This is a genomic window from Gimesia algae (genome assembly GCF_007746795.1).
In the GTDB taxonomy this organism is placed as follows: Bacteria; Planctomycetota; Planctomycetia; order Planctomycetales; family Planctomycetaceae; genus Gimesia; species Gimesia algae.
Genome location: NZ_CP036343.1, coordinates 615,126 through 628,213 on the forward strand (window position 1 = coordinate 615,126; position 13,088 = coordinate 628,213).

Sequence of the window (13,088 nt, forward strand, 5' to 3'; positions counted from 1 at the left end):
TCGCAATGGGAGTCTCTGAATACTTTATTTGAGTCCTCGTTAAGTGTCCAGTTCAAGCGGGGAGCGGACCGTCGGCAAACCACGCATGCGAAAATACCCGTCCCATCTTCTGATAAGTTCAGAAACACAAGCGAGGAGTGACTTGCTGGGATCTCGTAAGCTACCTGCTGGATGGTACTTAAGCATGGATTCTTCTGCAGGGCATTTCAATCAGCAACTTCATATCAGAGAACAGAGTTCTCACGCGTAATCTTCAATACTGTCTCGCTGTGCCAGAAATCATACATTATTTTATTTGATATATAGTAATATCGTGATATAGCGATATAATGTGAATGCAGGACAGGAAGTCAAGGCGAACTGCTCGTCTGTAGCCTGCGAAACAGAATATCTGGACAAATCGGAACAGTGTCATGTTTTATATTTTGACTGGTTCTCTACTGATTGGATTGACCTTAGGTCTTCTGGGGGCAGGAGGGTCCGCGATCACAGTTCCTGTTCTGATCTATCTGGTGGGACATGGGACGAAAGAATCCATTACTGAATCGATGGCAATCGTGGGTATGATTTCTATTGCTGCAGCGGTTCCTTATGCAACTTCGAAGCAGATCGACTGGCGTAATGTTCTCTTTTTTGGGCTCCCCGGAATGCTGGGAACTTTGGTGGGGGCATGGTTAGGCGGACTTGCTGCTGAGGCAATTCAGCTGGTTGTTTTTGGCGGAGTCTTATTGGCTGCCGCATTGATCATGCTTAGAAGACCAGGAAAAACGGATGCAGCAGGTGAGGATTCGTCTCAACGATCCCCTGCCTGGAAAATTGGACTGGAAGGCATCGTCGCAGGCATTTTGACCGGGTTCGTTGGAGTTGGAGGCGGTTTTCTGATCGTGCCGGCGTTAGTTCTTCTCGGCAAACTTCCCATGCGTCTGGCCATCGGAACCAGTCTGGTCATCATCGCCTTTCAGGCTGCGGTTGGATTTACAAAATACGAATTCTATCTGCTGGCGAACAATATGTCGGTCGACTGGCAGACGATTCTGATTTTCACTGTCATCGGTATCATAGGCAGCATCATCGGGCGCCAAATTAACACTCGACTGAACCAGCAAAAGTTGAAAACAGTATTTGCGGGATTTCTGCTTCTACTGGGAGGATTTGTCATTGTCAATGAAGGTGGTAAATATTTGCATGCTTCAGTGCCCGACGCAGCCCCGCCTGGAATCGTCCATGCGAATCAAATTCAAACAAAGAGTCTGATCTCTGTTCATAATAACAAAGGAGAAAAGTGATGTTATTGAAATATTTCTATGACCCAAAACTGGCCCATGCTTCTTACCTGGTAGGGTGTCAAAAAACGAAAGAGGCAGTTGTCGTTGATCCGGGCAGAGATATCGATCAATACCTGGAAACAGCAAAACGCGAAGGCCTCAAGCTGACTGCAGTCGCGGAAACACACATTCACGCTGACTATGTTTCCGGTGCCCGTGAACTGGCTGATCGCGTGGGCGCCAAGTTATATGTATCAGATGAGGGTCCGGCAGAATGGAAGTATGAGTATGCAGGGCAGTATGACTCACAGTTGCTGAAAGACGGAGATACGTTTCTGATCGGAAATATTCAGTTTCAGGTGATGCATACTCCGGGGCATACTCCCGAAAGTATCTCGTTCCTGCTGACAGACCAGGGGGGCGGAGCGACTGAGCCGATGGGTATTTTCACCGGTGACTTCGTGTTCGTGGGCTCTATAGGTCGCCCTGATCTGCTGGAAGAAGCAGCGGGAATTAAAGGGAGTGCGGAAGCAGGTGCTCACCAGCTGTTTCATTCGGCGGAACGTTTCAAACAACTGCCGGATTACCTGCAGGTCTGGCCTGCCCATGGAGCAGGAAGTGCCTGCGGGAAAGGGCTGGGGGCGATTCCGTCTTCAACCGTCGGTTATGAAAAACGGTTCAATCCTGCATTGCAGTATCATGATGAAGCTGCTTTCGTACAATATATTCTGTCTGATCAGCCAGAAGCACCGAAATATTTTGCTGTCATGAAACGCGTGAATAAGGAAGGCCCTCTCATTATAGGGGATACTGGACTACCTGAATTTCTGGCCCCAGATCAAATTGGGAAATTCCAAAATCAGGCGACCATACTTGACCTCTCACCTTCCGCAGAGTTTTCACAAGCCCATGTACCGGGAACCGTGAATATTCCCCTGTCGATGCTGGCGAGCTGGGCCGGCTGGCTGGTGGATTACACGAGGCCTCTTTATGTCATTGCGGAAGCTGCTGAATTAGCAGAGGCAATTCGTGTATTACAGAAAATTGGTATTGATGAACAGTTACAGGGTGCGTTTCGCCGCTCCGAAATCATCACACAAGGGTTGGCGACAGAAAGTTATCAAGTGGCTACTCCCGCTGATCTGGCTCCACGGATCGAAGCGAACCAAGTCAAACTGATCGACGTACGTGCGGACGCGGAATGGAATGTCAGTCATATCCCGCAGGCAGAACATCATTTTCTGGGACGTCTTCCGGAACAACTGACTGAAATGGAGCGTTCTAAACCAATTGTCGTGCAATGTCAGAGTTCTGCGCGATCGGCGATCGCCGCCAGTTTTCTACAGGCTGCCGGAATGGATGTCATCAATCTCTCAGGCGGATTCCAGGCATGGCTGGCCGCTGGTTTACCGTCGACTTCTATGGTTCAGGATAAAGTCACCTGCAGTCCCAATAGTATCAAAGCCTGTTCTCTGGAGAAATAAGAATGATTCCGTACCTGGTTTTACTCTCAATCATCGCAGCATGGATCGTGTTTCATGTGTATCTCCTGCCTCGTCTGGGAGTCAATACATGTCGATTCAAAAGCTGCCACAGGTCGGGCCCGCCTCAAGTTGAAATACCCGGGGGCACAGCACGGCATCAGTCAAAAACTGACCACCATGATCAGAGTTCCCGTTTCATATCACCGTCTGCCGGAGAACAAAAATGATTTCCCATACCAGTGAAAACCGCCAGAAACCTGACCAGACCATACATGACTCTGATCAGGTGATTCACCATCAGGTTCTGATCGTCGGAGGGGGGACGGCAGGAATTACGGTTGCTGCCCAACTCACCCGTGGCTGGTCGAATCAACTTGATGTGGCTATCTTGGAGCCTTCGGACAGCCACTATTACCAACCTGCCTGGACACTCGTAGGCGGGGGAACCTTTCGCATGGCAAAAACACGCCGTGACGAAGCGTCTGTGATCCCCCGCAAGGCGAAATGGATTCGTGATGCGGTCGTCGAATTTGAACCACAGCAGAATCGCTTAAAAACTCGCGATGGAAGAACTATACAGTACGATTATCTTGTTGTGTGTGCCGGGATCCAGATCAAATGGGATGACGTCAAGGGGTTAAAAGAAAATCTGGGACACGCAGGAGTCTGCAGTAATTATTCCTTCGAGTCTGTAGGTAGTACCTGGGACAACATCAGTCATTTCAAGGGAGGGACAGCGATATTTACCCAGCCTGTCACCGGAATCAAATGCGGTGGTGCGCCGCAAAAGATCTGTTATCTGGCGGATGATTATTTTCGTCAGCAGGGGGTCAGGGAGAAGACTAAAATCATCTTTGTCTCAGGGACCAGTAGTCTGTTTGCCGTTGAGAAATATCGGAAGGTACTGGAACAGGTTGTTCAACGAAAAGATATTGAGACCCGGTTCAATCAGAGTCTGGTTGCCATTTCTGCTGACTCGAAGGAAGCGATCTTCCGCGATTTGGAAACAGGAGAGGAGAGCGCCATCGGCTATGACATGATCCATGTCACTCCCCCAATGGGGCCGCCGGCGTTTATCGCTGAAGGTCCTCTGGCTGATGAGAAGGGCTGGGTGGATGTTAATCAACATACGCTGCAGCATGTGCGGTTCCCCAATGTATTCGCGCTCGGAGACAGCAGTAATCTGCCGACTTCAAAAACGGCAGCTGCCATTCGCAAGCAGGCTCCTGTGGTAACCAGAAATCTGAAATCACTGATCGCGGGCAAACCACTGACAGCCAGCTATAACGGTTACACATCCTGTCCTCTGGTGACCGGATACGGAAAACTGGTTTTGGCAGAGTTCGATTATGACAAGCTTCCCGACGAAACGTTCCCCTTCAATCAGGCGAAGGAGCGCTGGAGTATGTGGCTGCTGAAGAAATATCTGCTGCCCGTGTTGTACTGGAAGGGCATGCTGAAAGGTCGTGTTTAAATGCTTTGAAATAAACTGATTGTTTCACGAGAACTGAGAATTTAAAAGGGAAGAAACAAATGAAGACATTACTTCTACGAAATGGGATGCTCATTATCCTGGTCTGTGTGGTAGCAGGTTCCGCTCTGGCCCAGCGTGGACCGGGTGGACGCGGTCCTGGTCGAGGAAAAGGAGGCCACGGGCAAGGACAGGGGCATGACCGCGATCATGTGGACTTTCGCTATCTGCTCACCAATCATAAGAAAATCAAACGCGAAGTACGGGAACTGCCAAACGGAGTCCAGACGCTAACGGAATCGGATGATCCTCAGGTTGCTGCGAAAATCAGGGAACATGTCTACTGGATGAAAGAACGAGTTGAAAAGCAGCAGCCCATTCGGATGCGCGACCCCCTGTTTGCAGAATTGTTTAAACACGCCGGACAAATCAAAATGGTCACCGAGAATACCCCCACAGGGGTTCGTGTGCTGGAGACTTCAGAAAATCCCTACGTTGTGAAACTGATTAAAGAACATGCGAAGACGGTTTCCGAATTTGCAAAACGTGGTTTCCCCGAAGCAATGAAAAACCACCCCGTTCCAACAACAAAAAATGAAGTGAAAAACCGGGAATACATTCATCCGGCAATACAACAGTACGGGAAAGTGGTTCAATTACCTGCCGCTGCCCAGCAACCACGGGCTGATAGTAAAATCTGTGTTGATCTGACCAAAGGGGGAGCAGTCGACCAGTTGAATCCTTCCATTGAGAAAATCGCGAGGTATATCAATATTTATCAGGGAGCCGGTAAAAGCCCGGCGTCGGTTCAAATCGCCGTAGTATTGCATGGGGATGCCACCCTTTGTGCGCTGAATGATGACGCTTATGCTGAACGGTTTAAAACAAAGAGTAATCCCAACCTGGAATGCTTGCACGAACTGCATGAGGCAGGAGTTGCGATTTATGTCTGTGGTCAATCGCTGATCGGAAAAGGGAGTCAGCCGGAAGAGGTGGTCGTGTTTGCCGATGTTGCGGTCTCCGCATTAACATCACTGGTTAATCTTCAGACAGACGGATATGCTTATGTGCCTTTATTAAAATAGTGTTTTGTATTCATTCATACAGAACCAGGATTTCTGAACGCGTATACTTCTGAGTTGAAAGGTATTGTGAGAAGTGGACGGGGGTGTACAGTTTCAGTACTAAATTGATAATCAGCACTAAGAAAGTATCTCATGCGACATCGTTGGAGTATTCTTTTCATTCTGCTTGTTGCGGCAAGTATTCTATCAGTCAAACTGTTTACTGAAGCATCTGAGGATCCACCTGAAGAATACAAAGTTCCAGCCGAATATCCTCCCCATGAACTGGGTGAGCATGTCAAACTGGGGCGCGCGATTGTAGAGCAGACCAATGTGCACCCGCTCTCAAAAGACTATGTCGGTAATTCACTGACCTGCAGTTCCTGTCATTTGAAGGCAGGAACCGATCCGCATGCTGCCACTTTTATCGGTGCGGCTGCAGCGTATCCTGCCTGGTCTCCCCGCGAAAAGCGAGTAATTACTCTGGAAGACCGTGTCTTGAACTGTTTCATGCGAAGCCAGAACGGCAAACGTCCTCCGCTGGGAAGTAAAGTCTCGACCGCGATTACTGCTTATATTACCTGGCTCTCGATGGGGCACATGATCAACATGAATCATCTGAAACCATTGGGGCCGAACCATGTCAAGCCTCTCGATATCAAAACAGATCTGGCGAATTCAGAACGGGGGGCGATCTTATATACAGACAAGTGTGCCGACTGTCATGGAGAAGAGGGGAACGGAACAGAAGAGGGACCACCTGTCTGGGGGGCACAATCGTATAATGCGGGGGCAGGAATGAGCCAGAATGCTAAGTTGGCCGCCTGGCTGAAGGTAGCAATGCCTATGGACAATACCGGTCTTACTGATCAGGAATCGCTGGATATAGCCGCCTATATCAATTCTCATGAACGCCCCGTATTTGTACTCGAGGAGCATTTACCAGGGGCAGATGGTCTGGGAAGCTACGGCTGGTGAGTCTCTGAATCAGAGTGCAGGCTATGTATTTATCAAAATCGAGTGAAGGGAGTCGATGTAACTGGTCCTTTTATTTTTTTGAACCGGGATACATCCAGCCTTTCAGCATCCAGCTCAAAAGTGGGATCATGACCCAGGTCATGAGAGGGACAGTGATAGTCGTGGTAATCGCACTGGCGAGCAAAAAATGCAGTTCACTCATGTAGGGACGAATGAGGGTGATAATAGGAATGACGGAGACATAGACGGCAATCCATACGATAACAGCAATTTTATATTTGGGAGGGTGATCGACCTGCTGTTGTTCGTCGTGATGTGTCAATTCAAACCAGGTTTCCAGCCCGGTGTTATGAGTGATCGCGGGAGGGCAATGTTCCAATGCATGCAGCTTGGATATCCAGTGCTCCCGTTCCGGTGAACTTTTCCAGCGGTCCAGATTCTCCAGTTGATCAAAACGCAAAACAATCTGGTAGGTAGGTTTCCGAGTGGATTCCTGTTTAAGGACCGTGGTTCCCAGATGGCCGGGGAACTTGAGTGAGGCCTGAATCGTATTCGTCAGCGTTTCTTCCCACTCTTTTTGATTTCCGGGAGCGGGATGGGCTGTCACCACCATGGTCACAGGGTCAGAATTGGTTGCGGACATCTAAATTTAGCTTTCATGGAATGTAAATTGCTTTCTTTAGTTACCAGCCAGAAACGATGTCGTCAGCAACATCATCCCACAGTAAATATTCCTGTATTATAGCAGTCACAAAGCAGGTTATTTTGGGTTTTTAAATATTAAAAACGATAAAAGATCATTGCATAACAGCTTAGGGGATCTGGTTGTGGCAAGTACTGAGACTGGTTTGAATAATTGTCTGTACAACATTTAAAATATCTGATAATTCAGGTCTGCAATCCCGATATATTTAGAGAGAGCCAATTGGACGGACTCTCTTACAATTTAAACTGCGCCAGGATTGTAAAAAGTGCAAGCGAAGGGTGGAAGGATTCACACAAATGAACTGTCTGTCACATAAATCAGGGGTTACTCTGCTGGCTCTGGGATTATTGACCCAGGTTGGTTGTGCTTCAATGAACCACACCGAAGCAGGAGCTGCCCATGGTGCTGGAATCGGTGCCATCACCGGTGCCATTATCGGGAATCATTCCGGTAACGCCGGCGCAGGTGCACTGATTGGTGCCGCAACCGGGGGACTGGCGGGAAGCCTGATCGGAAATGCAGAAGATGCCCGTGAAGAACGTGACGTGGCCATTGCCCAGGCAAATCACGAACGAATGGCCCGGGCTGCGATTCATAACAATGATGTCCTGCAGATGACCCACAGCGGTGTGAGTGACTCCGTAATTATGGGCGCTATTCGCAGTCGTGGCGGTGCATTCGATTTGAGCCCCCAGACGATTATTGCTCTCAAACAGCAGGGTCTCAGCGACCCACTGATCGAATTCATGCAGCAGCATAACTATGTGAGTTCAACACAGCCTGTGGTCGTACAACAGGCACCAACGGTTGTCAGTTCGCCATCTGTTGTTTTCGTACGACCACGTCCGCGGCCACGCTATGTCCGTCCACGCTATGGTATGCACGGACATTTTCACTTTTAACGGTTTAACTGCACGACCCGGGGCGCCTGGTTCTTCCAGTTAACGGTAAGCCATAAAATTGCCTGTCCATCCTGGCTGCCTGTTGCTACAAACCGTCCGTTTGGAGAAAAGTCGACCGAAGTGACTCCCTGTGCATGGCTGCTGAGTGTGAGGATTTCTTTCCCTGAATCGGTATCCCAGAGTTTGGCCGTGCCATCATCACTGGCAGTAAAGGCCCGGCTGTCATCAGGTGAGAAGACGACCGATTCCACCGGTGCGGTATGACCGGCGAGGACAGTTTTCTTCCCGGTGTCAATATTCCAGATAATCGCCGTGTTATCTTCGGACCCGGAAATCAGTCGTTTGCCATTATGTGAGTATGCTACTTCCCGTATAGGCCATTCGTGTCCCTGGAACGTTTTCAATTTTTTGCCATTTCCCGCATCCCACATGACCAGGGTTTTGTCGTTGGAAGCGGTTACAATTTGTGATCCGTCGGGTGAGAAAATGGCACTGCTCACATGAGTTTCGGGTTGATCCAGACTCATCAGCATGGCACCACTTTCGGCATTCCAGACTTTCGCGGTACCATCATCACTTGAGGTAAGGATGAGCTTCCCATCCGGAGAGTAGCGGACGGTGTTGACATAGCCATTGTGTTTCTGCTCCAGTTTCTTTTCCGCCTGGCCTGTCTGCGTGTTCCAGATTTTTGCAGAATTGTCCCAGCTACCTGTTACCAGCCATTTCCCATCTGGTGAGAACGCAGCAGAAGCAACGACACCATGTGGGTGAAATGCCATGACCTGTTGCGCGGTCACGTCGTTCCAGAGCCGGGCATCACGTCCGCCGACAGTCAGAATCGAATTGTGATAAGGCGAAAAGACAGCGGTCCACAGCATGCCCCCTTTGGTCCGAAAATCCAGAAACGGTTTGAGTTGACCATTCTTTCCCGGGACTCTCAGTTCGGCACCGGTTTCCAGAGCCCAGAGTTGAATCACGCGTTGTTGCACATTCGCAGTCAAGAGGCGTTTATTATCCTGGGAGACACTGACGGAGTTAATCAAACCGTTTACGGGTTGAATGGTTCGTGTGACTTTGGAAGTTTCCAGATCCCAGATGCGGACGAGACCGTCAGCACAACTGGTCGCCGCCTGCTTGCCCTGGTCAAAAATGGCCATGGACAGAATGGCATCGGGGTGCTTTAGAATCTGATCCTGATTTTCTTTACCTGTCACGACATCCCAGCTGCCGACCGTGTTATCTCCGCTGGCTGAGAGTACTGTTTTTTCATCAGGTAAAAAGGCAATCGCACTGATTCGTCGTGTATGCCCAGACAGTTTATGTAATAATTCACCAGATTCGACATCCCAGAGCATACAATGTCCGCGTGCATCGCCACTGGCACAGAATCGTTTGTCAGCTGAAATGGCGACCGCACTCACTTCAGAATGATGTCCGGAAAGTTCTTTGAGCAGTTCTCCTGAAGTGATATCCCAGATGCGAACCGTCTTTTCATCACTGCCTGTAACGAGCAGTTTTGAGTCAAACGAAACTGCAATAGCGGCACTGCGGCCGGTATGCTCAAATCGTTTGTGTTCGGTTCCAGTCTGGATATCCCAGATGCGAACCGAATTATCAACAGCAGCAGTGGCAAGTCGTTTGCCATCAGGCAGGAAGACCGCGCTCGAAGCCAGGAACGCGTGCCCTTCGGTGAATTCTTTATTGAGCTTTCCGGTAGAAACATCCCAGGAAATGGCGGTTTTATCACGACTGGCGGTGACCAGCTGTTTTCCATCGCTTGAGAAAGAAACGTCCAGAATCGCATCGACATGCTGAGCGAGAACCCGCCCCTTGAGGGTACGGATTTCAGCATAGTTGGCAATGTTCCATAATTTCAGCTGCGCATCGTGGCTGGCAGAAAGGATCCACTTACCATCATTCAAGATCGTCGCGTTCTGAACCCAACTGTCATGGCCACGAAATGTTTTCAGAGCTTTTGTCGTTTCAATATCCCAGAGTTTGACGGAATTGTCATGGCTGGCAGAGATAATCATCTTTCCATCGTTAGTGAATTCCGCAGACTGAACACTTTCCTGGTGACCATCAAAGGCGACGTAGGCTGGTGGCTCATTTTCTTTACCGGAGACCAGTTTTGAGAAATCGTAAGGAACGATATCTTCAGGTCGCCATAAAAGAATCCGGCGATCATAGCCGCTGGTAGCGACTTGTGTACTCTCTGCATCGGGTGAAAAGTGGGCTGAATACACGGGCCCCTGGTGACCGGTGAAGGGGGCTCCTTTTTCTCCGGTTTCGGTATTCCAGATGACCGCGGTTCCATCCTGGCTGGCTGTAACAATTCGTTTTTCATCCGTGGAGAAGTTCGCGTCCCAGACCCACCAGTTGTGTCCCCAGTAGCGTTTTAATTGATCGCCGGATTTCAGATCCCAGAGGCGGGCGGTTTTATCATAAGAACTGGTCAAAAGGCGTTTCCCATCTTTCGAAAACGAAATGCTTAATACGCCTTCAGTATGCCCCTGATCAAAGGGAGTTTTCTTTGAAGCATCTTTGAATGTGATCGGGATTTGTGCATACGAATCAAGATCCCAGACTTTGATAAATCCAGCTGGATCTTCGCTGCCTGTAGCCAGCGTTTTTCCGTCAGGACTGATGGCGACTGCGAGAACCGGGTGTTTCTGGTGATCAAAAGTGGCGAGGACTCTTCCGGTAGTACGGTCCCAGAGTCGGGCGACACCATCTTTGCCACCCGTTACAAACTGGGAATCATCCTGGGAAATCGCTAACGCGTCGATAGGAGCTTGAGCATCGAAAGTCCGACTGCTCTGGGAACAGAGATGCATTAAACGGCCCCACTCCCAGTTGCGCAGATTTTCGGGGCATTCGTTGAGTAATTCCACTGCGCTTTCGAATGCATTTTCATCGATTTTCGCAGCGGCCAGGCCGATGCGGGCGATATAGGCTTCGTATTCCTCTTTCTTTTTGGCTTCAATGGCCTTTTTCTCTTCGATTTCCGCTTTTTCTTTTTCAGAAAGAGCAACCTCGAGTGCAGCTGCTTCTTTCTTCTGTGCCTCTTTCGCTTTTGTTTCTGAAGCAATCGCTTCATCACGTGCAATGTCTGCTTTTTCCCGTTCTATTTTTTCCTGGGCGCGGGCTTCATCTGCTTTTTTACGTTCCTGGACTGCCGTGTCGCGTTCCGTTTCAGCGACTTTTTCTGCCTCTAGAGCACGATTGGCTTCTGCGCGGATCCAGAAGAAGGCACCCGTAACGACAAACATCACGGTTGCCAACATACCGACAAAAACGCGCTTCGCAGCGCGAAGACGCTGTTGACGTGCATCGCGTTCTGTCTGGGCGGCACGAATCTTTTCAACCAGTTCCTGGTGAGCGGGTTCTTCTGAATTTAATAGTGAGAGTCCCAGGTCATAGTCACCTTTGCCATACGCCAGACCGGCATAACTGAGTGTTGATTTTTCAGCACCGGCCTGCGCTGTGCTGTTTTCCGGCCAGAGCGAAAGGGCTTCCTGGAACCCAAACAGGGCACGAGAAAAGAGTTCGTAATTTTCTGTTTCAATGGCTTTATTCAAATCGGAATCGGCACGAGTTGCCAGTGAGATACTTTCCGAATGCGACTGATAAGCCAAGATCGCCTGTTGGAAGGCCTGCACGCTGGGATAACGATCCTGTGGCCGCAAAGCCATCGCTTTCATGGCGATCTCAATCAGCTCGCCTTTTTTCTCGGTTGGCACAATTTTATTCTTCGCAGCTGCCATCAGACATTTCATGGCAGTTTTACCGGTATGCGGCGGCCGTCCTGTTAGAATTTCGTAGAGAATGGCACCCAGCAGATAAATGTCCGAAAGTGGCGAAATTTTATCAACAGGACCAGTGGCCATTTCCGGTGCCATGTAAGCCGGAGTTCCCCCCATGCTGGAAGTCGTAATAATGCTGCTTGATTTGCGGAAACCGGAAGTCGATTGTGCCAGGCCCCAGTCCATGACCAGGACTTCACCAAATTCTCCCAGCATAACATTTTCTGGTTTCAGGTCGCGGTGCACGACGCTGCGGGAATGCGCAAACGCGACTGCATCCGCTACCTTCATTAGAATGTTAAGATTCTCTCCCAGTGTGTTTTTTCGAACGGTTTTGAGCCAGGGACGTCCTTCGACTTTTTTCATCGAGTAGAACAGCGCCCCGGAATTGTTACTGCCGACATCGTAAATGGGAACAATATTCGGGTGATCGAGTTCACCGGTGACGACAGCTTCTGCAAGAAACTTATGGCGTTGCTCACTGCTTTGCGCGGTTTTGCTTTTCAGCATTTTGACAGCGACCTGTCTGTCGATCGAAGTCTGTCGCGCAGTATAGACAACTCCCATACCACCCTGACCAAGGATCTCCAGCAGTTCGTATTCTGCATTGTCATTGAATTCTGAGTTTGTCGTATCGCTGAAATCACGTTTCTTGATCACCAGGGAGGTCTGATTTGAAATTAAATCCGCGGGGAGATCAGGGGCCTTGATCGTCATGTCCGGACGCTCTGCCATGGTTGCCATGTCATCACCCCAGGCAGAATTCATGGTCGCCATCAGCTCAGGCGGGACATCATCAGAAACCATGGTGGCTTCGATATCGGAGGGGGAGTTACCATCTTCAACAAAAGTGGCTCCCATATCGGAATTCTCAACGGAGTCATCCAGAATCATGGTCTGGTCGTTCCGGTCTTCTGGCTGCGCTTCGGGGTTTTCGTTAATCGTCTGCATGCCTGCCCAGTCACCTTGTTCATCCGATTCCATGGTCTGGTCAGAGTCACTGGAGTCAGGATCGACGATCGTGTCATAAATGTCCTCCTCGCCAGTACTGTCGACCATTGTCTGATCATTCGATGGCAGATCCTCAAACGTATCCTGCCCCGACTCTGCAGCATCGCGGGTCTGGAAAAGTTCTTCCGAATCAGCAGTGTCAAAGGTATCACTGCTGATCGTTTCAGAATCCCATTGATCAGAAATAATCGTCTGGTCAATTTCGCTGCTGCGATCATCAGAATCAAATTCCGAATCGGATTGAGTCTGGCCGTTTTGCTCATTCAGTTCAGCAGACGATTCTTCGTTTTCTTCATTTTTGTCTGGATTGTCATTCATAATGTTACCCGCGTTTTGACGTTACAGTCGATAGTGATCGTAACGTTGCTCTCTTTTCATAATTGAGAATGATGACTGTGTTC

8 protein-coding genes are annotated in these 13,088 nt (G+C 49.4%); 6 read left to right on the forward strand and 2 right to left on the reverse strand.

The features are described 5' to 3' along the window. Positions 1-413 precede the first annotated feature (413 nt). The 5 genes from Pan161_RS02230 (at position 414) to Pan161_RS02250 (ending at position 6,262) form a co-directional block, all read left to right on the forward strand. Positions 414-1,286 carry a sulfite exporter TauE/SafE family protein gene (locus Pan161_RS02230; protein WP_145223972.1) on the forward strand — a complete coding sequence of 291 codons (873 nt, stop codon included), beginning with the start codon at positions 414-416 and terminating at the stop codon, positions 1,284-1,286. Next, a complete protein-coding gene (locus Pan161_RS02235) occupies positions 1,286-2,749 on the forward strand; it encodes an MBL fold metallo-hydrolase (RefSeq protein ID WP_145223973.1) in 1,464 nt (487 codons plus the stop codon). The genes Pan161_RS02230 and Pan161_RS02235 overlap by 1 nt, the downstream gene beginning before the upstream one ends. A 223-nt stretch (positions 2,750-2,972) precedes the next feature. Continuing rightward, the gene (locus Pan161_RS02240) at positions 2,973-4,223 is read left to right on the forward strand and encodes an NAD(P)/FAD-dependent oxidoreductase (RefSeq protein WP_232103592.1); all 1,251 of its coding nucleotides are present in this window, start codon (positions 2,973-2,975) and stop codon (positions 4,221-4,223) included. Positions 4,224-4,282: 59 nt separating this feature from the next. After that, the gene (locus tag Pan161_RS02245; RefSeq protein WP_145223974.1) at positions 4,283-5,305 is read left to right on the forward strand and encodes a DsrE family protein; all 1,023 of its coding nucleotides are present in this window, start codon (positions 4,283-4,285) and stop codon (positions 5,303-5,305) included. 132 nt (positions 5,306-5,437) lie between these two features. Beyond that, positions 5,438-6,262, forward strand: a complete 825-nt coding sequence (locus Pan161_RS02250) for a c-type cytochrome (protein WP_145223975.1) — start codon at positions 5,438-5,440, stop codon at positions 6,260-6,262. Between the two features lie 70 nt (positions 6,263-6,332). Here Pan161_RS02250 and Pan161_RS02255 read toward each other — a convergent pair whose 3' ends face one another. Then, positions 6,333-6,905: an antibiotic biosynthesis monooxygenase gene (locus Pan161_RS02255; RefSeq protein ID WP_145223976.1), complete on the reverse strand. Its 573-nt coding sequence runs from the start codon at positions 6,903-6,905 to the stop codon at positions 6,333-6,335. 359 nt (positions 6,906-7,264) lie between these two features. Here Pan161_RS02255 and Pan161_RS02260 point away from each other — a divergent pair, with 359 nt between their 5' ends. Then, positions 7,265-7,870, forward strand: a complete 606-nt coding sequence (locus Pan161_RS02260) for a glycine zipper domain-containing protein (protein ID WP_145223977.1) — start codon at positions 7,265-7,267, stop codon at positions 7,868-7,870. Here Pan161_RS02260 and Pan161_RS02265 read toward each other — a convergent pair. Continuing rightward, the gene (locus Pan161_RS02265; RefSeq protein WP_145223978.1) at positions 7,867-13,005 is read right to left on the reverse strand and encodes a protein kinase domain-containing protein; all 5,139 of its coding nucleotides are present in this window, start codon (positions 13,003-13,005) and stop codon (positions 7,867-7,869) included. The genes Pan161_RS02260 and Pan161_RS02265 overlap by 4 nt on opposite strands. Positions 13,006-13,088: the final 83 nt, after the last annotated feature.